This window comes from Bacterioplanes sp. CLAM21 (assembly GCF_059641015.1).
The window spans coordinates 1,406,698-1,432,986 of record NZ_CM184929.1 but is presented as its reverse complement, the minus strand read 5'-3'; the positions used below and the strand labels follow the sequence as shown (position 1 = coordinate 1,432,986).

The window sequence follows — 26,289 nt, the reverse complement described above, 5'->3', positions numbered from 1 at the left end:
GGTATGTCTCCTTAACCTTCTAAGGGAGCTACCACCATCGCGAATGGTTTTGGCAGCGCTCCGCCTGACTGTGTCATGGAGGTTAACGGCCAGCTTGCGGGATGCTTTAGAGGAAATTTGGTAAAAAATAACCAGTACAAAAAATAAACATAGGCACAGTCATTGCTTCTTGTAACAAAAGACATAAGGATGCGACATGATCGAAGCGACACTTCAAAAGGCGCAGGCGCGTGAGCAGAAAAACCTGGCGTTCTTTAAGCAATCGATGCCAGCCATCTACCAGCAGCTGATGAGCTCGGATGTTAAGCCGTCGTTATTGGTTCATCCCAGCAGTGGGCGTTTGGGCCTGCCAGACGGTTCATCGCAGCAGGATATCTATCAAGGCGATGCTGTGGCCTATGCGGTCAATGAGGTGCAGCGTTTTAGCGATAAGGTCGCTAGCACCAATTATCACGATCCTCACATGCCAGGTTTTATTCCGCATCTGATCCAGGACAACGCGTTTCAAGCAACGCAGGCGTATTTTCACCAGCATCAGGCACAAGTCATGGGCAAGGATATGACCAACCTGGATCTGGTGGTATTTGGCGTCGGCTTGGGCTATCACGTCGAAATTCTGGCGAACCAGCAACAGTATCGCAGCATTACTGTGGTGGAACGCGACATCAGCCAATTTAAGGCATCGTTGTTTTGCGTTGACTGGCAAACCATCATGACGTCTTTGCCAAACGAGTATTCCATTACTTTGATTGTTCAGTCCCCTGGAGCACAGGGACAGCACATCTATACCCATGACTTGCGGGTACAGTGTGTGGAGCTGTTTCCGGCGTTAACCACCTCAACCATCCGCTACACCCACACACCTGTGGCTGATCAGTACCATGACGAGAAAAAAATTCTGGCGGACTACTCCAGCTTTATTAGCGTGGTATATGAAAAGGTTGGCCCTGATACGCAGCGGCTATTGAATGCGTTGGAGAATAGCCGCCAAGGCATTCAACTGTTAAACATGGACGAAACCGAACTCACCGGCGGTAAGCCGATTGCCATTGTCGGTGCCGGTCCATCGTTAGACCTGTACGCCGACGCGTTGCGAGCCGTACGCGATCAGTTTTATTTGCTGACCGTCGGCACCGGCTTGTCATCCCTCTTAGGTCTAGGCTTACGGCCTGATGCCCACTTGGAGCTTGAATTCAAGCGGTTGGCTACTGATCTTTTAAGCCACGTCCACCAGCAATACGACCTTAGCGATATCACGTTAATCACCACCATAGAAGCCAACCCTGGTTTTGTTGGCTTGTTTAAACAGACCTATGCATTTGTACCAGAAACGTCGCAGATCAAAGCGCTGTATTCTGATAGCTATATCTTAAAAAACGGCGGTGTTAATTGCGCCAATGCCGCCGTCGCCGTCGCAGGCCGGGTATGCCAAGGCGATATCTATTTATTCGGTATCGATTACGCGTTTACCGCAGGCCAGCACCACTCCGTCGCGAATATTTCCCAGCAACAGGATCTACCCGACTCGTTGGCAGCATTAAAAACCTCCGTTGCTCGCTACTCCCGTAAGGTGATGTCGACCCAAGGACAGCTGATAGGAACCAAAGCGACGTTAGATTCCGCACGTTTGGTGCTAGAGGATCTGCTGAGTTTTACTGCCAACCGAGTATTCAACTGCTCCCATGGCGCGGCCATTGCCGGCACTGAATTCGTCGATAGTTCTCAGTTAGCGCAGCAAGCTATCAAGGCCCAAGCCAGTCGCATGCAAATCATGGTAAACAAAGCGAACTATAAGCAGTCACTGAACTTGATACAGTCTACCTTCCGCGGTGCCTTTGAAATCAGCCGAGCAGTAGTCAATGCTCTTGCTACCTATCAGGATAAAAAAGATCAGCTATTACGGATTTTCCGTATATTAAAAGAAATTAAACAAACCTGTATTCAAGCCCCACCCGTATTGCAAACGACCATGTCCATCAACCGTTTGCCCTTTATTAGCTTATACAAGTGTATGAACAATCTAGCCGAACAAGATGCCAAGGCGGCGAACCAGCTGTGGGTTGCAGATTACAATCTCTATATCGACTACATTGAGAACGAAATACAGCGCCATCTGGACGGCAGCGATCATTATGTTCGCGACGAATGGACCACTCTCGATTACTGAGGAATGAGCATGTCGTATAAAACAGAGCAAGAAGAGTTTTGGTCGAGTGACTTTGGCAATGACTATATAGAGCGCAATGCCAGTGAGCCACTAAAGCTGTCCTGTGAAAACCAGTTCAAAGAAATATTATCGCACTTGCCTGCGCTTACCTCAGTGACAGAATTTGGCTCCAACATTGGCAATAATATTGAAGCCCTGAACCACTTAAACCCTGACACCAACCTAACCGCCATCGAAATCAACCCCAAAGCCGCCGAGATTCTAGCTAATAAAAACCTGTGCCGGGTTATCAACGAGTCGATTCTGGAGTATCAGCCAGATCATCAATCAGATTTGACCTTCACATCCGGTGTATTAATTCATATTGCACCAGAGTTCCTGCCGACCTTTTATCAGAAACTTTATGATTGCAGTCGCCGCTATGTGTTGGTAATCGAGTATTATAACCCTACCCCAGTCAGCATTGATTATCGGGGTCATAGCGATAGGCTGTTTAAGCGGGACTTTGCTGGCGACCTGCTGGATCGATACAGTGACTTGACTCTGCGCCACTATGGTTTTTTCTACAATCGCGATCCAAAGTATCCGTTAGGCTCAAATACTAACTGGTTTTTGTTGGAGAAAACTGGCAAGCAGTAATTGAACACAATAGTCATTACTGCGAGCTAGTTTTCAAACTGCTCCCAACGAGTGGCGGTACCGGCGCTGACATCAACGGTTAAGCGCCGACCAATAAGATCCTGAAAATATTTTGGAGCCAGCCCAAATCCGGGTCGTATACGGCGTATATGGTGTGGTTCTAAACGCGTGCCGGCCTTTACATCTTCAACAAAATAAATAGATCGTCGAAAGGCTTTATTTTGCTCTTCTTGCGGCGCACGCTGATAAGCTTCACCCGACATGGCTTGCCAGGTAGTGCGTAGCTGATGGCACAATTGCCTTAGCTCATCAGGCTCAATAGAAAAAGCACTGTCTGGCCCACCCAGTGAACGATCCAGAATAAAATGCTTTTCAACAAAGCACGCGCCTAACGCAATTGCCGCTGTTGCAGCGGTGTTGTCGAGGGTATGATCCGACAAGCCGACAGGCACATCAAAATCCTGCTGTAAGCGTCTAATTTGGGCCAGATTGGCCTGTTCCGTTAAGGCGGGATAGCTACTGATGCAATGCAGCAGCAGTACCTCTTTTGCACCGGCTTTATAGGCCGTTTCTATCGCCTCTTGCACTTCCTGATAAGAAGCCATACCGGTCGACATCACCATCGGCTTACCACTGCGGGCGACACGATCGATTAATGGTAAATCGGTTAATTCAAACGAGGCAATTTTGTATGCAGGTGCATTTAAATCTTCTAACAGCTCAACGGCTGTTTCATCAAAGGGAGTGGAAAATAGGGTAATACCCGCCAACTTGGCACAAGCAAACATCTCTTGATGCCATTCATAGGGTGTACGCGCATCCTGATACAACTGATAAAGATTACGCCCTTGCCATAACCCACTTTGAATAACAAAGTCTGGCGCTTGGCTGTTTAGCGTCATGGTATCGGCAGTATAGGTTTGGATTTTTACCGCATCGGCACCCGCTTCGGCCGCGGCCTTGATCGTATCTAACGCCGTTTGCAGCTGGCCGCCATGATTGGCCGACACCTCAGCCACCACATAGGGAGCCTGTGCAGCACCGATTTCACGCTGATTTATGTGGATCGTTTTCATCCCCAGCTCCTCTGTAGCGATAGCGCCCTGGCCCTGCTGCTCGATAACCGACACGGCGGAACGTTCTTTTTGAGGCACGATTGCCCGACTGTATATAGGCAATCAAAGGGCCTGGATGCTGTTCGTGCAATCGTCTTAATGCCGCTTCCGCCAGACCTAAGCCTCGATAAGCTTGCGCCAATAAAACAGACACCACCTGCTCACCGCGTTCACCTACGTCCACCCTCAGCATACCGGCCTCACGCCCGGCCAGGCAAATGATCCACATATAATGGCCAGGTTTGCCATGATGGCGCCAAAACCAGGACAAATGCTGACGCCAGGTTGGGCGCTGACTTTGATAAGAAAAGGTGCGCGCTCCAGGTTCACACTGCCAGCGGTAGATTTGCCGAACGTCCTCTTTAGCAGCAGGCCGAAGCGAACAATAATAAGCCACATCAACACGTTGCATAGCTCGCCATAGACGCTTAACACCCTGTCCATCAAAGTGCTGTAACGCAGCAGCACTCATAGCACGATAGGCATAAGGGTCACTGAGCAGATGTTTTATCGCAGCGAGGTCCAACTCACCCTGTGCTGTTTCTGCCGCCACGGCCAACCCATATTGATACGCTGTCGCCGCTACAGCGCGTTGATTTTCCGCCAACACCAACAAGGCACTGGGCAAAGCACGCATCGCTCGTTCCCAACATGAACTGCCGGCTGCGCCAATGCAAAAATCCACCTCATCGTACACACTCGCCATATCCGTTTGAAAACCACGAATATCAACCTCTTTGCATCCGAGCTGTTGCCTAACGGCACCAGGGTCAGACGTTAAAGCTACTAATTTCCAGCCTTGCTGCCTGGCAGTCGGAAGAAGTAATTGCAGCAGCTGGGTCATTCGATATGGCTTTGATGCACCGCCCAAGTTCACTAAAATTTTGGGTGTCGTTGGCAAAGTTCGAATGCCAACAGCTGATACAAAATCTGGCCGAGCTAAAAAGTACTTTGCTCCGGCTAATAAGGTTGACTGCTGCCCTAACCAGGGGCGATAGTCATTCAACTGTGCCCCTAAATTCTGATCCAGGATTAAATCTGCTGATAAAGACCGATGCGGCCAGTCCTCAAACATTAATACCGGTGCGCTAACTGCGGGCGCTTCAAGCTGGTAATGATCGATAACAAACCACTGCGCTGGATATTCACACCAACGGTTATCATCAATGGAGATCAAAGCCAGCACTTCATAACTGGCCAGTAACTGCTCCGCTTGGGAGCTAAGGCGATAGCAAGCAAAAAGGCAGCGATAACCATGCCTGCGCAAAAAATTCGCCAATACCAAACAACGCATCAAATGACCAAGGCCTATGTCATCATTAGCGTCAAGGCGAAAAACAACGGTCATGCCACCATCCTTAACGACCTTGCAGGTAGTTTGCTATCGCCTGGGCGACCGCAAAATCAAGTTCTGTATCAATATCGATCGCGAATTGGCGTGGCATTACATGGGTTTTAAGCTTGCTCGGGTATAAGGTAGGCTGTTGCCTAAAACGCTGACACCAAAACCCATACAAACTGCCATTACTTACATGCATCGCTGGGATTTTATCTGCGCGCTGCGCAACCCACTGTGGAAATACCGGTACCGCAAAGCCGTTATCATCGTAACTCAGGGCCTGATGAACATAATTTGAGTATTCGCTCACTCCCATTGCAACATCACAGTCACCCTGCTCCAGCAAATCAACAATGGCATTGATGTCCTGCAAGCGACGCAATGGGGAAGCCGCATACAAGATCACCATTTGCTGCCAGTGCACTTCTCGCTGCAAAAATTCCTGGCACACTTCGATCACAGTATTACAGTCACCCGCCAGATCCCCTCGTCGATGATCGACCCGTGCTCCGGCCTTAGTCGCGATACTGGCAATTTCATCATCTTCTGTGGATACCACCACCTCATCAAACAGGCCACTTTGCTGAGCTAGCTCGACACTGTGAACCAGCATAGGCTTGCCACAAAAAGGTAAGATATTCTTGCGAGGCAAGCGCTTAGACCCGCCACGAGCAGGAATAAATGCAATGCGTTTCATGACAGATTCAATTGCGATAAATTCAGTTGAGTGCCGGCAGGTAAGGCTTGTTGAAAACTGGCCTGTTGAAAGCGTTCATATTCCTGCGGCGACAGGCCAAAACCTGGACGACGAAATTCTACCTTGGCTTGTGCTAAGGTTTGACCGGCACGAACAGGCTCAACCAGATATACACTGCGCCGGATAGCCTGGCGCTTTTCCAGCTCTTCCTGTGACATGATCCTACGTGGTTTTCCCATCGCCGTTTCAACATCGCGGATGGTTTGAATAAATTGTCGAATATGCTGTGGCTCCAACGACATAATATGTTCAACACTGCGCGTGGTACGATCCAGGGTGATGGTTTTCTCTAATAAATCGGCGCCCATCGCCAAAGCCGCAATGTCCATTTCCCAGCCTGGGGTATGATCCGAATAGGCCGCCGGGCACTGAAATACTTGTTTAATGGTACGTAACAGCTTGAGATTAATGCTTTCTAACCGAGCCGGATATCCAGACGGACAATTATGAACGATGAAATTATCGTTGCCCTCCTGGCGCAATACATCAATGGCAGTTTCTATTTCCCCCAGTGTGGCATTACCAGTATCAAGCTGAATACACGATCCGGTTTTCGCTAACTGTCGCAAAAACGGCGTATGATTAACATCTGCAGAGGCCACTTTTAATGACGGCAAGTGCATTTTCTCGATCATGCCGAAATAACTATCATCAGAAACGGTGGCAAAAAATAACAGCCCGAGATCATCGCAGTATTGTTTCAGCGTCCACCAATCTGCTTCGGGCAAAGCCCGCCGACATAAAATATCGTACAAAGGCTCGGTAATGCTTTCCGTTTCTCCGGATTTTTCATCAAGCAGTACTTCGTAGATAAAGGGTAAGCTTCTATCTGCCACCAAACGATCCGGATCAAAGATCTGAAACTTTATCGCATCAGCACCACACTGCGCAGCAATATCGGCCAGTTGCTTGGCTGTTTTTAAACCATCGTGAGTGGGCCCAGCTTCTAGAGTAATAAAACAAGGCTGACCATCACCGATTTTATGCCCAGCAATCACTGCCGGTGCTAAAGCTTCCATCATTTAGCAACACTCCTTTATAGCACTGTCGACTAAGGTAACCACATTGTCTAAATCAGTCTGCTCCAGCTGTACGTGCAGTGGTAACGTCAGGCAATGTTGATAATAGTGTTCGCAGCCTGGAAATGGTGCCCGCTGCAAGTGAGGGTGGCGATACAATGGTACGTAATGTACCTGCACACCAATACCGCTCTGACGCAACCAATTAAACACTTGCCGGCGACAAACGGCAGCAGGCAAGCACACCACATATAAGTGGAAGCTGCTCATATTCTGCTGCTGCAACGGTGACACCGCTGAGCCATAAAAACATTCGTCGTAATAGCTGGCCAGTGTTCGGCGCTTGACAACCCAGTTATCGAGTTGCTGTAGCTGGCTTAGCCCCAGAGCAGCATGAATATCACTCAGACGATAGTTAGGCGCAGCACCCTGGGAGACAAAAAACCAATCGCCGTCTACATCCATGCCTAACTGCTGTAGTCTTTGCGGATCTCTTTCGATATCGTGGCTGATAAAGCGCCGCATACGCCGAGCCAACTCTACATCATTAGTTAATGCACAGCCGCCTTCGCCCGAGGTTATCATTTTAACCGGATGAAAACTGAACACTGAAATATCACTAAACTGCCCTCGACCAACTTTGCAATCATTTGCCTCAGCTCCCAAGGCATGACTGGCATCTTCGATAATACGGCAGTCGCTGTTACTCAGCAGAGACGAAATGGCTGCCATATCACAAGGGTTACCAGCAAAGTGCACAACGATAATATGAGTTGGCCAAGTTTGTTCTGGGCTTTGCTGTAACTTTTTTTGCAAGGTCTCGGCACTAATATTGCCGGTCTGAGGATCGACATCAATAAAATCAATACTTGCTCCCAACATCGCCGCACAATTGGCACTAGCAACAAAAGTATTGGCACTCACCCAGACTCTGGAGCACTCATCAACATTTAAGGCAACGCATGCCGCATGAAGTGCAGAAGTTGCACTGTTGGCGCATACCGCATATTCGGCACCCGTGTAATCTGCCAGTGCCTGTTCAAAAGCCGGAACCACAGGCCCTTGAGTGAGAAAATCGGACCGCAGCACATCACACACAGCGTCAATGTCTTGCTCACTAACCAGTTGTCTTCCATAAGGAATCATAAATCTGCTTCTGTTAATAAATCCTGCGTTTCTGCCACCGATAAAAACCAAGGGTTATTGCCTGAATCATAGCTAAACCCTTGTTTAACGGCATGACCCGTTTCACCGGCAGCATTGGTAAGATAATTTAATTCACCGTCATAAAACTTAATGGCCGGTGAAATGACGAAATGGTCATCAAACTCTATGGTCCGATAGCTGTCATCCATTGGACACATGGTTTCATGCAGCTTTTCTCCCGGACGAATACCAATTTCGTGCACTTTTATTCCAGGAGAGATGGCTTCGGCTAAATCTGTCATAGTCACGGATGGTATTTTTGGTACAAAGATCTCCCCACCACGCATTCTTGAAAAGTTTCGAATAACAAAATCCACACCCTGCTGTAGGGTAATCCAAAAACGTGTCATTCGCATATCAGTAATAGGAAGGCTATCAACACCATCATCCAACAATTTACGAAAAAATGGCACAACAGAACCGCGAGATCCAACAACATTGCCATAACGAACCACGGCAAATCTTGGTATTTCATTACCGACCATGTTATTCGCAGCCACAAACAATTTATCGGAGCACAGCTTAGTGGCACCATAAAGATTAACGGGGTTAGCAGCTTTGTCTGTGGACAATGCTATGACTTTTTTAACCCTATTATCGATGGCAGCACGAATCACATTTTCAGCGCCATCAATGTTAGTGCGGATACATTCCGTCGGATTGTACTCGGCAGCAGGAACTTGCTTCATGGCGGCCGCATGTATGACGTAATCTACGCCTTTCATGGCTTGCTGCAAACGTTCTTTGTCACGAACATCGCCAATAAAATAACGCATGCAGTCATGACTGTATTCCTGCTGCATTTCAAATTGCTTGAGTTCATCACGAGAGAAAACAATGATTTTTTTGGGCTGATAGTGTGCCAGCAGAGTCTTCACATAACGTTTACCAAACGAGCCGGTGCCACCGGTGATGAGAATAGTCTGACCATCAAACATGGCCACCTCCCGTTGTCATTGTGCCATTAGCTTCAGACTGTAAACAATCCAGTAAAACTATAGCTGATTAAACAAAGATAAGCGTGAAATCGTGGTATAACTCTGTTGTGCAGCTTCCAGCAGGAATGTTTGCTGAGACAATCGACTCACGGCTTCAGCAAAATCCACATCGGACAACTTGGACAGTACCTCGCGACTAACGATGCGAACATCGGCCGACAAGTTTTTCGTATTTTCAACGGTATTCAGTCTCGCCCCTAACTCACTGCGTATCTCTGACACCGACGTTTGTGCACTGCTGAGGTTATTAAGCGTATCTTCTATCAGTATGTCCAGTGTCGCGGAATCTTCTGGGTTGTCTGCCAACGTATTCAGGCCTTCGGTCAAACGAAAAATAGTGTCTGTCAGGCTTTGCTTGGGCGATGAGTTCACCAATACCTCATCACCAGATTCCGGTTGTCCCAAGATTTTGAACTCAATACCCGCCGCTACAATGCTGCCACCATCGCCATAAGGTTGATTCGATAACCCATCAACCACGCGGTTATCTGTTACACGCCGAACTGTATAGTTGGGCCCTGGGGGTGACACTGCCGATTCAGGATTAAAAGTCACCACTAGGTCATCTGGATAAAACTCCGCGTAATCCTCTTCGTTAACCACGAATCCGGCACTTACCTGTACGGGCCCCTGATTTAGCGGGTTGACGTTGGTAGTAAACGAGTTTTTAACGGCAGGGATATCGACAAACAATGCCTTTCCTGTGTCCCCAGTTGCCACCGTTGTTGACGCACCGATAGCGAGAAAGCGCTGACCTTCATCACCTTGATACTCATATCGACCAGACGGGCCTAGCTGAAAGGGTGCCTCTGAACCTTTAAAACCGGCAAAGATGTATTCGCCACTTGGATCACGAGTATTAAACAGATCAACCAAACTGTTCTGAATTTGCGAAACTTCGGCTGCAATATATTGCCGGTCTTCTAATGTCAGGGCACCACCACCTGCTTTCACCGTTAATTCCTGCAACCGAGTCAACTGCTCGGTCACCGAGCCGAGCGTCGCTTCTTCCAGTTTGAGACGGTTTTCCGCTGCGGTAATATTACGATCAAATTGGTCTCTTTGAGCCAAATCCTGCTGCAACTGCAAAATTTTAGTCGCGGCGATAGGATCATCTGCCGGGGTGAGTACTTTTCGCCCAGTTGAGACCTGTTGCTGGGTTTTGTTCACTCCTTGTTGATTATCAAGGATTTGATTTAGCCCAGTGGTAAATATCTGCTGTGTTGATATTCTCATGCCAAATGCCTCTTGCCAGCCAATGGCGTTTAACGGAATGTGCCAATCAAGGTATCAAATATCTGCTGAGCTACCTGGATAACCTGAGCGGATGCGTTGTAAGCCAACTCATATTTGATCAGCGCTGCAGCCTCTTCATCTAAATTGACACCAGAAGTACTAAACACCGCATCCTGTGAATTTCTTAACAATACTTCGCTAGAATCTCTATTAATCTGCGCACGACTGGTCACAGAGCCAATAATCTCAACCAATCGCGCATAGGATTCGCTGTAGCTGGTGTTACCGCCCACCGTATCTTCGGTTTGCAGTGCCGCCAACAACACACCGTTACGACTATCTGAGGTCCCATCTTGGTTAAAATCTATGGTGAATTCATCACCCGTTTGTACTAAACCGCTGATTTCAACGGTAAAGCCAAAGTGTACCGCCTCACCCACCGGCTGCTCAGGGAATAAATTATTTCCAGGTGGTGCAATTTCAAGACTGTAATTTGGATCAGTAATAACCTTCACCTGACCACCCATAGTGATCTTACTCGATCCATTTACACCCGTACCATTGACGTCGAGTCTAGGCTGAAAACTGATTTGTCCACGTTCATCAATGGCCACATCCAGGTTGCCTGAAAAGCTGAAACCTGAAGTTTCTAACTGGCTACGAATACCATCCAACACGGCATCGCCATCCGCATAGGTACCGCTCAATTCAATACTGAACGTTCCCTGACCCGGTACGTCAAATTCATAGGTATAGGGCCCATCTACGGAGAAATCGTAGCCGTCATACTCAGACAATTGAATGGCTGGCGATTCTCCTGTCTCGCGTAACTGAATATCTTGTCCATTACTGATGGAAAAACCATCACCTGGGTCACCGGTTACTTCAAAACTCAAATCTTCACCATTTAAAGCGATGACCGTCACGGTGGCGCCGTCACTGCGGGCGACAATGCCCATATCCTGGAAGTTACGATTGGCGTTAATACGATCGGCAATAAAATTGGGAGTAATGGGATCAGGAACCACATCCGGATAATCCGGATCGTATTTACTTTGATTTGGCCCCAATGTATCCGTTAACTCAATGCCGTTCAGCATCAGCCCCATATTCAAAAATGGATCGGTCTCGTCGGAGGTAAAGTCAGTCAACTCTACCGTGGTGCGAGCCACAGCTTCTATGCCATCACGTTGAGACAAGGCCGCAGCAATTTCTTTGGCAGATGCTTCATAGGGCGTCACCAGAGTTGGCTGGGTAAAGGTCTGGTCGGTCTGTGAATTGGTGAAATTGATTCCAATACGCTCAGGGAAGAATCCGTTGCCGGGCGTAACGATGGCAGCCGGTGCTTGGGCTTGATAGGTAGGCGCTGCCGGTAAATAGCCGCCAAAACTGGTAAAGGCTGTTTTGCCCTCATCCAGCGGCAAGATGCTGTTGGTAATGCCTGGGGTATAAACCTGATTCATTAATGGCGGAAACAGAGGAATCGGATTACCCGGATCAGTATTATCAAGCACATCGTAGCGGTTGGGTGAGGTAAAGCGAATAAGAATCGGCGGATCAAGCTGCCCTTCATTGGCCAGATAGGGAGTATTTATGTCGTACACTTCCCCCTGGGAAATAATGCCACTGCCATTGTTACCAATAGCAGCATCAGTGCTGATGGGCGACGCCAAGGCAATCTGCTCAGCCCGGGTGACATTGATGCTGACATTGGCCGGTTCGTTACGCGTTGGTTGAATCAAAAAGTCGTCACCCTGTTGATAACTTCCTGCTTCAAAACGAATCTCAAAGCCATCAACCTCAATCGAGTCAGGAAACGAACCAGACAAAGCAGCAGTTGCTAATAGTTCGCCATCAGAGTTGCGAATAACTCGATAGGTGTAATCATCAGGGCCTGGGAACTCAACAGTGTAATCACTGGTGGTTAAGCTGCCGGCATCTTTGATATGCACAGACATTAAGCGATCATCAGGATCTGCATTATTGCGATCACCCAGCACTCTTAAATACGTTTTACTGGGTTCATTAACGTCTTCAAAGAATCGCTCCCCTTGCAAGCCATTGTAATCGATTCCTTTTTGATGCTGTTGGTTGAAGGTTTGGCTGATCACCAGTGCTATGCGGCCCAGACCGTTAATGGTAGGGTCTAGCACTTGCTCACGAAAATCTAACGTGCCACCTAATTGGCCACCTTGAATCTGGTTGGTGATGTTTTGAATGGTATCGCCCTTGCGAAAATACAGATCACTGCGCGATGGGTCTTGCGCCCCCTGGTCGGTATACAGCTCGTTAAAATCGTTACCAAGCACCAGCGCCTGGCCATTGCCAATAAAGACATTGATGGCCGAATCATCCTGTTCGGCAACACTGACCTCCACCAGCTCTGATAACTCCTTCAGCAGTTGGTCGCGTTGGTCTAGTAAATCACTGGGCTCAGTGCCTTGGGCTGCAGCGGTCGCAAATTGGATTTGCTCGTTTAGTTCGGCAATGGATTCTGCGATGGTGGTAATTTGCCCGGCAATAACCTCCATTTGACCATTGATCACTTCGTTTTGTTCAACTAAACGATCGTTAATGGCAGTAAAACGATCAGCCAGCCCATTGGCTTCACTGATTAATACCTCCCTCGCTGGCAACGAAGACGGATCATCCACGGCTGATTGCAGTGCGCCAAACATACGTTCCAGCCCTGGTTGAATACCTGTGCCAGGATCGGCCAATAAGCTGTTAATCTGTTCAGCATTCGTCGCCAGAGTATCGAATTGGTTAAAGCTCGCCGTATCACGCCTGAGCTGTTCAGCTAAAAACTGATCATATACCCGGCGCACCGAATCAACATTGACGCCAGAGCCAATCCAGTTGCCCGCTTTAAACTGTGGATTATTTTCGTTAAAGCTGACCTGTTGGCGGCTATAGCCTTCGGTACCAGCATTGGTAATATTATGCCCAGTAACCGTCAGTGCTGCTTGCTGAGCCTTTAAGCCCGAGATTCCAATACTGAGAATATCAGCCATCGTTATTCTCCAGTGATTTCAGTGCCTGTTGCAAAAGCTCACCCGAGGATATTCTTTCAATCTTACTGCCATAAGCCGGATCCGTTGCGTAACCTGCTTTTTGCAGCGCATGGCCATACTGAGAGCCGTTAAGGTTCTGGTGAATAGCCCCTTGATAACGTTCATGACTTTGCAGGAATAATGCGTAATCCTGTAAGCCTTCCTGCATGGAGGCATAAGCGCGAAAGCGTGCATTTTCTTTTACCGCAACGCCGTCGCGATACTCATGGGTCACCACGTCGACTGATTCACCACTCCAACGACTGTCAGCTTTGATGCCAAAAAAGTTAAAGCTATTACGCCCCTGGGAGTCACTGATGATGTGCTTGCCCCAACCGGTTTCTAATGCTGCCTGAGCCACAATGGCTTTAGCATCCACTCCTAACTGCGTGGCGATGGGTTTGGCAGCGGGATATAGGGCGGCAACAAACTCCTCAGCAGAGGCAAACTGTTGCCCCTTGCCACCCTCGCCACGAGCAACCTTACCCTGGTCGGGTCGCTCTTCAGTGACGGCACCCTGTTGCAGTACTGACTCAACTTGCTGCAATGCTTGTTTGAATTCGGGTGTGGAGTTCGCCAAACGTCGATCATTTAACTTCGTGTGATCCAGTGCAATATCAACACCTTGCTCACCGTAACTTTGCAACAACTGGCGGTGAATAACCTCAGCTAGCCCCATACCCTGGCCACTCGATAAGGTCAAACCAAGCTGTTGATCGTACATTTTTTGGTAAAAATCAGACTCTGGTGAATTCAGTAGTGAATCGTCTTTAAATACGTCATTGGCCTGACGCATAGACGACAACATCATATTGACGAACATGGACTCAAATTGCTTGGCCACTTCCATCAAAGCTGCGCTTTTGTCTTCTTTACCCAGTTTACGAATACCCTGCAACGCATTCAGATCGGTATAAACCTGGGCCGGCGACGACGTTGTCTGCATCATAAAATTCACCTCTGACTAGACATAAGCAATATGCCTGCCAATCAGGCGCCATGGCTCAAACGCATAGTCATCCGCCTTAGCGATATATGATATGACATTAACTGAGAGATAGTGTTGATGCGCCATCCATTCAATAGCATCGAATGGATGTCATTGGCGTGGCGATATACGAGCGCTACATCCAATACGCAATTGAGACAGTTACTCAGCTCTGATTAGCCAAAGATAACCCTGTGACAGTTCTAGCAATCAGCCCTGAACGCTCATTCAGGCAAAAATAACTAGTTGCGGGATATATTTTGATAGGCCGATATTTTCTTCTTACCACGTTCATGGCCAGACAGCTCTTTTTGCTGCTGCTCTAGCTCGTCGAGCAAGCTTTGCTCTTGCTGTAGCAGGTTTTCAAGAAAGTGCTGCTGCTCGTTCGTTAAGCCAATTAATTCATTGACCTCACTAAACCACTGCTTCAATAACTGGTTACGTTGCTCAATTCGCTCAGCCACGCCTTCTTTAACACCCTGGCGAATCAGCGACTGAATCTCTAAAGACAACAATTTAACCCGCTCAAATAGATCTTGGTTCATATGACTATCAACTCTGCTTTTAATGCTCCAGCCTGTTTCATCGCCTCTAGAATGGCCATCAAATCACCAGGGGCTGCTCCAACCTGGTTAACTGCCTTGACGATACTATCGAGAGAAACTCCCGGCCCAAATTTGAACATGCGACTATCGCCACCGTCGTCGATTTGAATATTGGTTTGCGGTACCACCACAGTTTCACCTTCTGCTAAGGGGTTAGGCTGCGATACCTCAAAATCTTCGGTGATGGTGACGGTTAAATTGCCATGGGTTACCGCGACTGGTTCTATCATGACGTTTTGCCCCATCACGATCGTGCCAGTACGAGAATTAATAATGACTTTGGCGCGTTCTTTACCTGTGTCAATTTCCAGGTTTTCAATAACTGACAAGTAGGCGACCCGCTGGCTGGTATCACGTGGCGCACTGATACGAATGGACGTGGCGTCCAGCGCTTCGGCGGTACCCGGACCCAATAAATCATTAACCCGTTCAACCATAGCTCTGGCAGTGGTAAAATCGGGCCGATCAAGATTAAAAATAAGACTATCACCACGGGCAAAGCTGCTGGGTGCACTGCGCTCGACAGAGGCACCATTGGGGATACGACCAACACTCGGTACATTGACGGTAATGCGAGAACCATCGTTGCCTTCGGCACCAAAGCCACCCACAACCAAGTTACCTTGTGCCACCGCATAGACCTGATTATCGGCACCTTTTAGCGCAGTAAATAATAACGAGCCACCGCGCAGACTTTTGGCGTTGCCTAACGACGAGACGGTTACATCAACACGCTGGCCCGGTTTGGCAAAGGGCGGTAAATCTGCCGTCACAGAAACAGCCGCTACATTTTTAAGTTTTGGGTCTACACCGTCTGGTAAGGTTATACCAAACTGATTCATCATATTGGTGAAGGTTTGGGTGGTAAAAGGCGCTTTATCACCGGTTCCGTCCAGTCCAACCACCAGTCCATAGCCAATCAGCTGATTGGTGCGCACACCGGCAATAGAAGTGATGTCTTTGATGCGCTCAGCCTGAACAGGCCATGGAGCCAACACCAAGCAAAAGAAGATACTTATCAGCCGAGTAGTATGCATCACAGATCTCCTTAAAAAGGCCACCAAGGCGACATAAACAGACGATCACCCCAGCCCATTTCAGTAGAATTATTCAGGTTACCACGACCACCAAAGGAAATGCGTGCATCAGCCACCTTCGAAGACGATACCGTGTTGTCAGGTGTAATATCAGCGGGACGAACCAAGCCACGAATGCGAATATACTCATCGCCATCACTTAACGTCAGCCACTTCTCCCCGCGAATACGCAAAATGCCATTGGGCAGAATGTCTGATACCGACACACTGATACGCCCACTCAAGCTATTGGAACGGTCCGCTTCGCCCTTACCAGAGAACTGACGGTCAGTTTCGGTATCGGTGTTCAAGCCTATATTTTTCCATCCAGGTACCATGCCTGCCACGGCATTAGCTGCCAGGCTGTTACTGGAGGATTTATCGGCGCTGGTTTCAGCCGATTTTTGCGAGCGATAACTTTCGTCAAAGATAACGGTAATGATATCGCCGACCTTACGAGCTTGCTGATCGGTATATAAGCCAAAGTTGTATCTTTCCTGATAAAGCGAACCACTCGATACCGGCGGTGCCTGCAAACTTTGGGCAGATACCGGCGCAAAGTCTGGATCGTCGGGAAAGACATCCTGTTGCATCGGCACACTGGTACATCCTGGTAACACCAGTAACATCAAGCAAAGTACTTTCCAGCCCTGTTTCATATCAGGCCTCCCGCTATTGGACATCAAGTGTTCTGGGTCAAGAATTGCAACATCTGATCGGCCGCGGAAACGACCTTGGAGTTCATCTCATAGGAGCGCTGTACCGTGATCATCTTCACCAGCTCTTCCACCACCTCAACGTTTGAGTTTTCCAATGCCCCCTGCTCTATGGTGCCAAAGCCATCTTCATTCGGCACACCGACCTGAGGGGCGCCGCTCGCAGCGGTTTCCAAAAAGATATTGCCGCCTCTGGCTTGAAGCCCAGCCGGGTTAATGAAGTCGACAACCTCTACTTGCCCTAGCTGCTGAGGATTTGGATCACCAAATAATGTCGCTTGCACAATGCCATCTTTACTGATGGTGAGCTGGTTAGTCTGATCTGGCACAGTGATTTGTGGCTCTAACGGATAGCCATTAACGTTGACCACGATGCCTTCGTTATTAATATGAAAAGTACCATCTCGGGTATAACCAATGGTGCCATCAGGATTTAGAATCTGAAAAAATCCACGACCATTGATCGCCATGTCCAAAGGCTGGTCGGTGAGTTCAAGGGAGCCCGTGGTAAAAACTTTTTGCGTCCCCGCAGTGCGTACCCCTGTGCCTAACTGCAATCCCGATGGCAAACGTGAATCTGCTGAGGTGTTTGCACCAGGCTGGCGTTGTATTTGATACAACAAATCTTCAAATACCGGGCGGTCTTTTTTAAACCCGGTGGTAGACACATTAGCCAGGTTATTAGACACCGTAGTAAGTGCCAGATCCTGCGCTTCTAACCCTGTTTTACTGACCCAAAGTGCTGGCATCATACGTCATCACTCCTACTGGTTGCCCAGAATCTGTGTGGTAGCCGCTGAATTTTCATCGGCTTTTTTCATTAATTTCACCTGCATTTCATACTGACGATTCAGTTGAATCAGGCTGGTTAATTCGGTTACCGCATTGACATTACTACCTTCAACAAAGCCATTGACCAGCGATATATCAGGATTCGGCTGCGCTACCGGCGCTTCAGGGTCACGAAAACGAAACAAACCATCGTCACCTTTTTCCAGCTCACGAATATCTGGTCGTACCAGCTTCAGCTGCACCGGTTCGGCAACACCTGCGGGAACATCGCCAAATGGCTGAATAGAAACAATACCGGCACGGCTGACTTCAATGGTTTCATACTCTGGCAACACCACAGGACCACCATCACCGATCAATTGCAGTCCTTTACCGTTAATTAAGCGTCCGGCCGGATCGACACTGAGATCACCTGCCCGAGTGTAAGCTTCTTCACCATCGGGCCCGACCACGGCAAACCAACCATCGCCTTCAATGGCGACATCCATACGGCGGCCAGTTTCTTGCAGTGGCCCTTGGCGAAAATCACTGGCGGGACGTTCAGTCATGGCATAGGCACGGCTGGGGAAATGTTCGCCAAAAACCCCCATCGCTCGGCTTTGGGTATAGTCAGAGCGAAAACCTGTGGTACTGGCATTGGCCAGATTATTGGCGTGGGCCGCCTGACCTAAGGTATTTTGCTTTGCCCCGGACATGGCAATGTATAACGCTTTATCCATCTGGGTTCCGCCCGCTCAACAGCTTTATGTGTATAGGCTTAACATTGCACGCGGTGTGCCAACTATAAAAATCCTTATAAATCAAAGAATTGAGTATTTAAGAGACAGTTGTTTGACGATAAATGCGATATGGCGGCAGTCAAATACCGAACCAGAGGAAGGCTATTGCCGTTCAATCAAGAGAGCCAACAACGGACGTCGGTCTATGGCGTGATAACCGCGTTGGTGACAAACACAGCTATGGCTCTAAGGTGATAGCCCTAGGCCATAGCTGTCTGTATCGATTAGATATTCAAAATGGTTTGTGTTACCTGATCTGTCGTTTCAATGGTTTTTGCACTGGCCTGGAAATTTCGCTGAGCGATAATAAGACCAACCAGCTCCTCTGATAAGTCGACATTTGAGTCTTCCAGAGCCGACGATCGGATTTGTCCAAATGCCCCCGTACGTGGCTGACCAACCGTCGGATTTCCTGATTCAAATGATTCCCCCCAAGCGGTATCTCCCAGCGGCGTCAAACCTTCCGGATTTCGGAAACTGGCCAACGCTACTTGGCCTAGTGTTTGCGCCTGGCCATTGGTAAAGCGGGCAAAAATAATCCCGTCTTGATCAATTTCAAGGCCGGTTAAGCGCCCGGTACCATAACCATTTTGGTTAATATCGTTGGTCGCAAAGGAGCCGCCATGCTGCGTTGTACCCGTTAAATCGATTTGAAAGTTCGAATTGGTGGGTGGTGACGAGAGCGGTAATCCACCTTCCAACACATTGGTGGAAGACAGTGCACCCGTCGGGTTGCCTTCTGCATCAACCGGATCCCAGTTGGTAACAAAAAGGTCGCCTGTGGCTTGAGTATCCAGTGTACCGTCCTGATTAAAGAACAGCTCATAACGCGCCCGCGTCGGCTCTAAATTTTCAGGGAATGGTAGCGTTGGATCAGGATCACCCACCTCCTGGCCATCAATCAAAATGTACATGGCCCATATATTTTGTTCGTTAGGTCTGGTCGGATCGAGCGGTTCACGCACAAAGTACTTGGTCAAGATATGCGACACACCGAGGCTGTCATATACGGTGGTCGAGGTCGAGTAGTTATAGGTATCCTGATCCGTTGGATCAAACGAATTGAGTGTGTATGGCGTAAATTCATCTTCCGTGAGTGCGCCAAAAATACCCGACACCGCTGGTTGAGGCTGGCTCAGGGTATACCCTTCATTAAAGATAAATGATACCGAACCACCCACAGCGGCTGCTCGATCAGCCGTTGCCGTACCTCCCAGTACGACAGGGCCAGTGTTTTCGGCACCCTGAACCACCAAGGAGTCGGTGGAGACCGGGCTGTTCATTTCGACTTTAATGTCACGACCGATCTGATTAGTGATCACCAAGTCACCTAAATCATTAATCGTCGCATTAAAGCCAGGCAAGGTCGTGCTTCTGAAGGAATTAATTTCATCCGCCATTTCCTGCAAGGTCGATGAGGTTAACACCTGGCCATTAACCGTCAGCCGGATTTGCCCAGTTGGGCTATTAAAGCTGTTTAGCGGTATCGTCATTTGCGATTCAGCAGAAGCCGTGACACCCGGCTGTTGGTTAAACAACGAGGCAATGGCATTAGCCTCACTGTTTTCAGGGATGACAATTTCTGTTTCATTACCATCTGGGTCCGTTAACACCACCCGCTGCTCTGGGTACTCGTTGGTGACCCCTTCTATCCCAGTCGTTAACAGTGAAGCGTCATCTTCATTGACCTGCAACACCCCATACAGTTGGTCAATGCTGATATCTTCACCATTGGCGATGAAGTCAGAGATTGAAATCACCGATGCCTCTCCCGCCTCAGTTGCAACAAATTGCAGCTGATATTCTGGCGGAACGACTCTGGGCTCAACCTCAACGGCTTGAGCCTGAACACCAATATAAGCATCTGAATCAACACTATTTAATTGCCGATTAATACTGGCCGCCAATTGCTGTACCGAGCGATATTCTTCATCCAGAGAAATCACAACGGTGCCACTACGCCCGTCTTCATCTGGTGCTGGTACCGTCAAGGTGATTCTAAAGGAGTTAGAGCGATCAATTTCATCGGTACCTAAAAACACCGAAGGGTTGTCTAGCTGCAATGCTTCTAACGAATCTTGCCCCTGCGTGCCGGGCAAGGTTGGGTTAGCCGTTAAAGAAACCGTATAACCAGAGCCCACGTCGGTGTTGGTAAATACCAATTGGCCCCCCACTGCCTGTACCGTTATGCGGCCAGCGATGCCAGAGGCTCCGGTATTAATGTCGATTTGCGCCTGAATCGCGGCGGCTAGATCGTTCAAAGAGGCATAATTTCCGGGCGCAATGGTAATGTTGTATGCATTTGAGTCATCAGCTGGCGTCGGCCCCAATACCTGAATACGGAAGGTATTATTGGGCAAAATATCCGCATCACCGGTATCACTGCGATTAGCGGGATCAAAGCCTATGGTGGATAAATCAAAATTGGTACTGGCACCTGGGACCAAGACCAGGCTATCGCCATTATCAGCGGTGGTCGCTGTAAATGTTGCTGGGTGACCGGCACTGACCGAAACCAAACCATTCAGTGCACCAGCGCCAATCTGGTTAGCAATCTCAGCGCGTACTTCTTCCATGGTGACGTTATTGATATCTGCCGCCCCCGCCAAGGTAGTATCGTCCAAGGTTATGGTTTGCGTCGTAGTGGTGCCCGCCAAATCCGTGACCTCGATATCAAACACTATGGTATTACCACTCGCTAACGCAAAATCCCCCACCACTGTGGTTCCCACGGTAATGGTTGACGCCACTTGAGCATGGTCACCGGCCTGAAAGTCGGTGATGGTCAAAGGAGGTGTCGCAGTGGTTCGAGTGGTCGTCGACGTACCGGGAATACTGCGAAAATCTGCCGTCAACGGGCTGGAACCAGTAAACAACTCTACGCCGGCAGTACCTGCAGTGAGCGTTCCCAGGGTAGGATCGCCAAATAAAGCATTCCAGTTACCCGTTGGTGCGGTGACGGATAATCCTAAACCTGTCGTTGCATCGTACCCAACCCGCTCAATAATTAAATTGGTTGGGCTCACCAGTGGCGTAGTTAACGGTGATTGGTTAGTGGTGACATTAAATTCATTATTTCCAAACAATGCATTTAACTCGGCCTGCAGGGCGTTTAATACATTTTGCAGATGCTCAGTTGGCGTCGCCCCAACGGTAATCACACCCGCCGGAATATTCACCACTTGAGGGCCGGTACCATCCAAAGGATCCACCGTGACACCAAAGGGACCAGGGTCAGCCGGCACTGTGATTGCCGGAACAGTGGTCAGGTCTACGGTGTGGGCCAAGGTCGTACGAGTGCCAGCCGTAACGGGTTGACCTGCAGTATCAAGAATGGTTTGAGTATCTTCAATGATCCCGACATCCGCCGCACCAATAGCCAAGCCATTGGTCGTCAGTTGCAAACCCTGTTCTTGCAATACCGGAGACGATGCATTGAGGTTATATACAGCCGACACAAGCGATGTCAGCCGCGGAGGCTGGTTAGCAACACGAATACGAATGTCGTCCAGAACGCCATTGACTACGCCATTTTCGTTTGCGGCATAGCCCTGTAAGCGAGAGCCATTATTGGCTACCACCCAGCCGTCTTTATCCAGTGAAAAAATACCCGAGCGCGAATATGACACAGTGCCGTTATCGTCCAGAACAAAAAATCCGTTGCCATCAATGGCCATATCCAAGGCGTTTTCGGTACCACTAATATTGCCCTGACTAAACTCCTGTCGGACGTTATCTACCACGACACCACTACCGACCGGCTTTGCGCCAGTGCCTAAAATGGTGGTGGTATAAACATCGGCAAACTCAGTGCGTGATTCTTTAAAGCCAATGGTACTGGCGTTGGCAACATTATTGCCCGTCACCTCAAGATCCGTTGAGGCAGCCCGAATTCCACTTAAACCTATATTAAATGCCATAGTGACCTCTCTGCTGCCGCTTATGCGTCAAGAATCTGTTTAACTTCGTCCATAGTAGCGCGCTGGCCACCGGTCAGGTTTAGCGTTACTTGCCCACTGGGAGACATAGTGACGCTGTCGACACGCGAACTCATCTGCATATCGATTTGTTCACTTTTACCGCCAATTGAAGCCGCTAATTCGAATTTGTATTCACCGGCGGGATAGGCCACAGGTATCGGATTGCCATTGTTATCCAAGACCAGCTCACCATCCTCATTCTTCTGAAATACCTGGCGATTCAACTTGCTATGATCGATATCCTGCACTTCACCATCTACCATCAAGTTATAACCGTCCCAGCGTACCGACATAGCACCAGCGCCATGGTTATCTAAAGGTATTTCTTCGAGTAGCTCACCGGCTTTACTCTTGATCTGCAGTCTGACACTACTGGCAGGATTTGGAATTTCGGTAAAGCCACTGACCACGCCGCCACTTAATAACAAACCCGTCTCATTGCCATCGACAATCACCGATTGTCCAACCAAGCTTGATGCCTGCAATGCCGATGCGGAGTTGAGCTGACTCATCATGCTTTCAGCCGTGCTATTAAGATTATCGATACCTTCAACACTGGAAAACTGAGCTAATTGTGCAACAAAGGCCTGGTTATCCGTCGGTTCCAACGGGTTCTGGTTGTTAAGCTGAGCCACCATTAATTCCAGGAAGGCATTTTTTCCTAACTCATTCGACTTGGGCTCGTCTTTATTTTTTGTATCCGTACGGTATTGATCGAGTGCTTGAGAAACCGTACCCACATCGTTAATCGCCATGATGTGCTCCTTACTGTCCCAGGGTCAGAGTCCGCTGCAGCATCTGCTTAGCGGTCTTCATGACTTCAACATTCATTTGATAGCTACGAGACGACGACATCATGTCAGTCATTTCTTCAACCACATTAACGTTGGGGTAATAAACATAACCGTCTTCATTGGCCATCGGATGATCAGGCTGAAATTTGGGTTTCAGTGGTGCGTCTTTTTCGATAATGTCCAGTACTTGAACACCGACACCCATTTCCCCTTCAATCGGCTGAAACTGGCCATGTTCGTTAACCGAGGTGAATTCCCGTTGCATTACCGCAAACCAAGGCTTACGTGCGCGGTAGGTCTCTTCAACGGAACTGGACGCACTTTCTGCATTGGCGATATTACTGGCTGTAGTATTTAAGCGAATCGACTGGGCATTCATGCCAGAGCCGGCAATATCAAAAACATTACTCAGTGACATGATTATTCTCCCCGCCAGGCATTACGCATGCCTTTAAACTTACTATTAAGAAACTCGAAGCTGGCGTTGTAGTTCATGGCATTTCGCGCATAAATGGCTTGCTCAACCTGAGTTTCTACCGTATTGCCATCGACCGAAGGCTGATTGGGTAAACGATACAAGAGGTCTTCATCGGCGGAGTTTGAGCCTGCCATATGCCCAGCTTGTGTTTGCTGCAGGGCCAGCGAAGACTCTTTTTCACTTTCATGGGCCAGTATTGCGCGAAAGTTAATATCGCGCGCTTTAAATCCCGGCGTGTCCGCGTTGGCTAAGTTATTAGCCAGCACCTCTGCCCGCGCCGCTCTCAATTGCAAAGCGTCGTCGTGGATTCCTAAGCCGTTTTTAAAACTGATCGCACCCATGGATAGGCCCTCGTCATCATCTTGCTGCTGATCTCACAGCGTTCACAGACAGGTATCAGCAAGAGCCATACCAACACTCTGAGCGACTTTTCACATTCGACGTGAGACCCGATTTTATGGGGGTTTAGAGGGTTTTAGACTGGGGAGATTGTTGTCCATTGCGGGCCTAGCGGCAATGGATTACCGAGCAGCGGCAATGCTGATGATGGTAGCCACCACAGACTCGGTAACGCCAACCGTCCAGTTCTTCCACGACAAATCGCGAATTAGGTAAGGTTCGCTATCTTGCTGATCGCAGCCGTATCTAAGTATGAGAAATGGAGATATGAGACAACCAAGCCCGATCCTCTCGGGCGAAGGTGTGCAGCCTAGCTATCAGCAATGCAGCTGATATTACTTAGCTCGATAGACAATGCCAGGGTGGCACTGAACCATCTCAAAGCAATCATTGAGATTATTCATGGCTTCAGAAGCACCCAGCATTAAGTAGCCTCCAGGATTCAAACAACTGCGCATACGCCGCAAGATGTCAGTCTTCAGCTCAGGAGAAAAGTAGATCAGTACATTGCGGCAAAAAATGATGTCAAACTTGCCTAGCAAAGCGAAGCTCTGCTGCAGATTTTGCAAACGGAACTCAACCCGGCTTTTGACTTGATCACCAATTTGCCAACTATCATTTTCAGCGGGTTTAAAATAGGTTTTTAGATACTGTTCACTCATGCCACGGCGAATGGCCAGCTGTTGGTACTGACCTCTGCGAGCGTCGGCCAACGCCGATGGAGAAATATCGGTTGCTAAGATACGCTCACCCGCCATTAGCTTGCCAGGGTTACGCTTTTTAAACTCTTCTATTTCAATGCTTAGTGAATAGGGTTCTTGCCCAGTCGAACAGGCGGACGACCAGATACGTGGTGCACGCCGGCCCTGCGCCAGCTCTGGCAACAGTTTCTCACGAAATATTCGATACGGGTGATCATCCCTAAACCACAGGGTTTCATTAGTCGTCATGGCGTCAATGACGGCTTCTTGCAAATTTCGATTGCGATTACAGGCTTCGAGCAAGTCAGATATCGACTTGAGAGATTCGCGCTCCGTTAGTCGTCGCAAGCGGCTGGTGACCAAATATTCTTTGCCGTCCCCCAGCATGATGCCACTGCTGGTTTCCAGCATCTGCCGGAACCGTTTGTATTCATCCGGTGATATCATCAAAGTCATGCGTTGTCAGCACCCATCAGCTATCTAATTGTTTCACAACGCGCTCTGCCAGCACGTCCGGATCGAATTTAGCAATAAAGTCATCTGCCCCTACTTTCTCCACCATGGCCTTATTAAACACGCCGCTCAGCGACGAATGCAGTACGACAAAAAAACCATCCATACGGGAGTCCGCTCGAATTCTGGTCGTCAGTGTGTAGCCATCCATCTCAGGCATTTCTATATCAGAGATCAACATAATATAGTGCTGTTGCAGGCGTTCACCCTGCTCGACAATTTCCAGCATATGATCCCAGCACTGGCGGCCGTCATTCAGTGCGACCACCTCCACGCCAATATGCTCCAGACAGCGGGTGATCTGTTTACGCGCAATTTTAGAGTCATCAACAATCAGAACTTTCTTCTGCCGCGCGGCTTCTTGAACATCTTCTGTAATAACGCCTTCACTGATATCTTCATTGATAGGCGAGACTTCAGCCAGAATCTTTTCTACATCGATAATTTCGACCAGATGCTTATCGACCTCAGTGACCGCTGTGAGGTAATGATCGCGACCAGTGCCCTCTGGTGGTGGATGAATTTCTTCCCAGTTCATATTGATGATGCGGTCAACGCCAGCCACCAAAAAACCCTGAGTCTGTCCGTTGTATTCAGTGATGATGGTAAAGGCGCTATCGAGATTTTGCAGCGGGGAGTTCCCCGTCGCCATGCTCATGTCCATAATGGTGGTCGTACCTGAGCGAAGATGCGCAACACCACGAATAACCGGGTGACTGCCAGGCAGCATGGTCAGCTTGGGACACTGCAGCACTTCCCGCACTTTAAACACATTGATGCCGTAGACCTGTGGACCATTAACCCGGAACAGCAACAGTTCCAGACGGTTTTCACCGACTAGCTGTGTTCGCTGGTTAACAGTGTCCAGTACGCCTGCCATAAACAGCTCCTGTAATAAACCGGCACGACCTTTGCTCCAGAACTATCAATAAAGTCTAG

At 48.7% G+C, this 26,289-nt stretch carries 22 protein-coding genes; 2 read left to right on the top strand and 20 right to left on the bottom strand.

Features of this window, described 5'->3' with window-relative positions; all coding sequences use genetic code 11:
• Positions 1-196: 196 nt before the first annotated feature.
• Entirely contained in the window at positions 197-2,167 is a 1,971-nt protein-coding gene (locus AC55FS_RS06750) for a 6-hydroxymethylpterin diphosphokinase MptE-like protein (protein WP_496935311.1), read from the top strand.
• Positions 2,168-2,176: 9 nt separating this feature from the next.
• Positions 2,177-2,806, top strand: coding sequence for a pseudaminic acid biosynthesis-associated methylase (locus tag AC55FS_RS06745; RefSeq protein WP_496935310.1), 630 nt, complete (start codon positions 2,177-2,179; stop codon positions 2,804-2,806).
• 26 nt (positions 2,807-2,832) lie between these two features.
• Here AC55FS_RS06745 and pseI read toward each other — a convergent pair whose 3' ends face one another.
• From pseI to AC55FS_RS06645, 20 genes are all read right to left on the bottom strand, one after another.
• Positions 2,833-3,882, bottom strand: a complete 1,050-nt coding sequence (gene pseI / locus AC55FS_RS06740; protein ID WP_496935309.1) for a pseudaminic acid synthase — start codon at positions 3,880-3,882, stop codon at positions 2,833-2,835.
• Positions 3,854-5,269, bottom strand: coding sequence for a UDP-2,4-diacetamido-2,4,6-trideoxy-beta-L-altropyranose hydrolase (gene pseG, locus AC55FS_RS06735; RefSeq protein ID WP_496935308.1), 1,416 nt, complete (start codon positions 5,267-5,269; stop codon positions 3,854-3,856). The genes pseI and pseG overlap by 29 nt, the downstream gene beginning before the upstream one ends.
• 10 nt (positions 5,270-5,279) lie before the next feature.
• Positions 5,280-5,957, bottom strand: coding sequence for an acylneuraminate cytidylyltransferase family protein (locus AC55FS_RS06730; RefSeq protein ID WP_496935307.1), 678 nt, complete (start codon positions 5,955-5,957; stop codon positions 5,280-5,282).
• The gene (locus tag AC55FS_RS06725; protein WP_496935306.1) at positions 5,954-7,039 is read right to left on the bottom strand and encodes an N-acetylneuraminate synthase family protein; all 1,086 of its coding nucleotides are present in this window, start codon (positions 7,037-7,039) and stop codon (positions 5,954-5,956) included. The genes AC55FS_RS06730 and AC55FS_RS06725 overlap by 4 nt, the downstream gene beginning before the upstream one ends.
• The gene (gene pseC, locus AC55FS_RS06720; RefSeq protein WP_496935305.1) at positions 7,040-8,182 is read right to left on the bottom strand and encodes a UDP-4-amino-4,6-dideoxy-N-acetyl-beta-L-altrosamine transaminase; all 1,143 of its coding nucleotides are present in this window, start codon (positions 8,180-8,182) and stop codon (positions 7,040-7,042) included.
• The gene (pseB, locus tag AC55FS_RS06715; RefSeq protein ID WP_496935304.1) at positions 8,179-9,180 is read right to left on the bottom strand and encodes a UDP-N-acetylglucosamine 4,6-dehydratase (inverting); all 1,002 of its coding nucleotides are present in this window, start codon (positions 9,178-9,180) and stop codon (positions 8,179-8,181) included. The genes pseC and pseB overlap by 4 nt, the downstream gene beginning before the upstream one ends.
• 57 nt (positions 9,181-9,237) lie before the next feature.
• A complete protein-coding gene (gene flgL / locus AC55FS_RS06710; protein ID WP_496935303.1) occupies positions 9,238-10,476 on the bottom strand; it encodes a flagellar hook-associated protein FlgL in 1,239 nt (412 codons plus the stop codon).
• Between the two features lie 29 nt (positions 10,477-10,505).
• Entirely contained in the window at positions 10,506-13,490 is a 2,985-nt protein-coding gene (flgK, locus tag AC55FS_RS06705) for a flagellar hook-associated protein FlgK (RefSeq protein ID WP_496935302.1), read from the bottom strand.
• A complete protein-coding gene (gene flgJ / locus AC55FS_RS06700) occupies positions 13,483-14,478 on the bottom strand; it encodes a flagellar assembly peptidoglycan hydrolase FlgJ (protein ID WP_496935301.1) in 996 nt (331 codons plus the stop codon). Before flgJ ends, flgK begins: the two co-directional genes overlap by 8 nt.
• A 281-nt stretch (positions 14,479-14,759) precedes the next feature.
• Positions 14,760-15,062 (bottom strand): hypothetical protein, encoded by a 303-nt coding sequence (locus AC55FS_RS06695; protein ID WP_496935300.1) that lies wholly within the window; start codon positions 15,060-15,062, stop codon positions 14,760-14,762.
• Positions 15,059-16,159 (bottom strand): flagellar basal body P-ring protein FlgI, encoded by a 1,101-nt coding sequence (locus AC55FS_RS06690; RefSeq protein WP_496935299.1) that lies wholly within the window; start codon positions 16,157-16,159, stop codon positions 15,059-15,061. Before AC55FS_RS06690 ends, AC55FS_RS06695 begins: the two co-directional genes overlap by 4 nt.
• An 11-nt stretch (positions 16,160-16,170) precedes the next feature.
• Positions 16,171-16,857: a flagellar basal body L-ring protein FlgH gene (flgH, locus tag AC55FS_RS06685; protein ID WP_496935298.1), complete on the bottom strand. Its 687-nt coding sequence runs from the start codon at positions 16,855-16,857 to the stop codon at positions 16,171-16,173.
• Between the two features lie 23 nt (positions 16,858-16,880).
• Positions 16,881-17,666, bottom strand: coding sequence for a flagellar basal-body rod protein FlgG (gene flgG / locus AC55FS_RS06680; RefSeq protein WP_496935297.1), 786 nt, complete (start codon positions 17,664-17,666; stop codon positions 16,881-16,883).
• Between the two features lie 12 nt (positions 17,667-17,678).
• On the bottom strand, positions 17,679-18,425 hold the full coding sequence (locus AC55FS_RS06675) for a flagellar basal body rod protein FlgF (protein WP_496935296.1): 747 nt from the start codon (positions 18,423-18,425) through the stop codon (positions 17,679-17,681).
• A 284-nt stretch (positions 18,426-18,709) separates the two neighbouring features.
• Entirely contained in the window at positions 18,710-22,405 is a 3,696-nt protein-coding gene (locus AC55FS_RS06670; RefSeq protein WP_496935295.1) for a flagellar hook-basal body complex protein, read from the bottom strand.
• A 20-nt stretch (positions 22,406-22,425) separates the two neighbouring features.
• Positions 22,426-23,220, bottom strand: a complete 795-nt coding sequence (locus AC55FS_RS06665) for a flagellar hook assembly protein FlgD (RefSeq protein ID WP_496935294.1) — start codon at positions 23,218-23,220, stop codon at positions 22,426-22,428.
• Between the two features lie 10 nt (positions 23,221-23,230).
• Complete coding sequence (gene flgC, locus AC55FS_RS06660) at positions 23,231-23,677, bottom strand: flagellar basal body rod protein FlgC (RefSeq protein WP_496935293.1); 447 nt, start codon at positions 23,675-23,677, stop codon at positions 23,231-23,233.
• A 2-nt stretch (positions 23,678-23,679) separates the two neighbouring features.
• Entirely contained in the window at positions 23,680-24,078 is a 399-nt protein-coding gene (gene flgB / locus AC55FS_RS06655; protein ID WP_496935292.1) for a flagellar basal body rod protein FlgB, read from the bottom strand.
• A gap of 393 nt (positions 24,079-24,471) precedes the next feature.
• Positions 24,472-25,293 (bottom strand): CheR family methyltransferase, encoded by an 822-nt coding sequence (locus AC55FS_RS06650; protein ID WP_496935291.1) that lies wholly within the window; start codon positions 25,291-25,293, stop codon positions 24,472-24,474.
• Positions 25,294-25,309: 16 nt separating this feature from the next.
• Positions 25,310-26,230, bottom strand: coding sequence for a chemotaxis protein CheV (locus AC55FS_RS06645; RefSeq protein ID WP_496935290.1), 921 nt, complete (start codon positions 26,228-26,230; stop codon positions 25,310-25,312).
• Between the last annotated feature and the right edge of the window lie 59 nt (positions 26,231-26,289).

Bases quoted from the DNA above. Each gene is read 5' to 3' on its own strand.
- AC55FS_RS06750 (WP_496935311.1), top strand. From the start codon at position 197: ATGATCGAAGCGACACTTCAAAAGGCGCAGGCGCGTGAGCAGAAAAAC.
- AC55FS_RS06745 (WP_496935310.1), top strand. From the start codon at position 2,177: ATGTCGTATAAAACAGAGCAAGAAGAGTTTTGGTCGAGTGACTTTGGC.
- pseI (WP_496935309.1), bottom strand. From the start codon at position 3,882: ATGAAAACGATCCACATAAATCAGCGTGAAATCGGTGCTGCACAGGCT.
- pseG (WP_496935308.1), bottom strand. From the start codon at position 5,269: ATGACCGTTGTTTTTCGCCTTGACGCTAATGATGACATAGGCCTTGGT.
- AC55FS_RS06730 (WP_496935307.1), bottom strand. From the start codon at position 5,957: ATGAAACGCATTGCATTTATTCCTGCTCGTGGCGGGTCTAAGCGCTTG.
- AC55FS_RS06725 (WP_496935306.1), bottom strand. From the start codon at position 7,039: ATGATGGAAGCTTTAGCACCGGCAGTGATTGCTGGGCATAAAATCGGT.
- pseC (WP_496935305.1), bottom strand. From the start codon at position 8,182: ATGATTCCTTATGGAAGACAACTGGTTAGTGAGCAAGACATTGACGCT.
- pseB (WP_496935304.1), bottom strand. From the start codon at position 9,180: ATGTTTGATGGTCAGACTATTCTCATCACCGGTGGCACCGGCTCGTTT.
- flgL (WP_496935303.1), bottom strand. From the start codon at position 10,476: ATGAGAATATCAACACAGCAGATATTTACCACTGGGCTAAATCAAATC.
- flgK (WP_496935302.1), bottom strand. From the start codon at position 13,490: ATGGCTGATATTCTCAGTATTGGAATCTCGGGCTTAAAGGCTCAGCAA.
- flgJ (WP_496935301.1), bottom strand. From the start codon at position 14,478: ATGATGCAGACAACGTCGTCGCCGGCCCAGGTTTATACCGATCTGAAT.
- AC55FS_RS06695 (WP_496935300.1), bottom strand. From the start codon at position 15,062: ATGAACCAAGATCTATTTGAGCGGGTTAAATTGTTGTCTTTAGAGATT.
- AC55FS_RS06690 (WP_496935299.1), bottom strand. From the start codon at position 16,159: ATGCATACTACTCGGCTGATAAGTATCTTCTTTTGCTTGGTGTTGGCT.
- flgH (WP_496935298.1), bottom strand. From the start codon at position 16,857: ATGAAACAGGGCTGGAAAGTACTTTGCTTGATGTTACTGGTGTTACCA.
- flgG (WP_496935297.1), bottom strand. From the start codon at position 17,666: ATGATGCCAGCACTTTGGGTCAGTAAAACAGGGTTAGAAGCGCAGGAT.
- AC55FS_RS06675 (WP_496935296.1), bottom strand. From the start codon at position 18,425: ATGGATAAAGCGTTATACATTGCCATGTCCGGGGCAAAGCAAAATACC.
- AC55FS_RS06670 (WP_496935295.1), bottom strand. From the start codon at position 22,405: ATGGCATTTAATATAGGTTTAAGTGGAATTCGGGCTGCCTCAACGGAT.
- AC55FS_RS06665 (WP_496935294.1), bottom strand. From the start codon at position 23,220: ATGGCGATTAACGATGTGGGTACGGTTTCTCAAGCACTCGATCAATAC.
- flgC (WP_496935293.1), bottom strand. From the start codon at position 23,677: ATGTCACTGAGTAATGTTTTTGATATTGCCGGCTCTGGCATGAATGCC.
- flgB (WP_496935292.1), bottom strand. From the start codon at position 24,078: ATGGGTGCGATCAGTTTTAAAAACGGCTTAGGAATCCACGACGACGCT.
- AC55FS_RS06650 (WP_496935291.1), bottom strand. From the start codon at position 25,293: ATGACTTTGATGATATCACCGGATGAATACAAACGGTTCCGGCAGATG.
- AC55FS_RS06645 (WP_496935290.1), bottom strand. From the start codon at position 26,230: ATGGCAGGCGTACTGGACACTGTTAACCAGCGAACACAGCTAGTCGGT.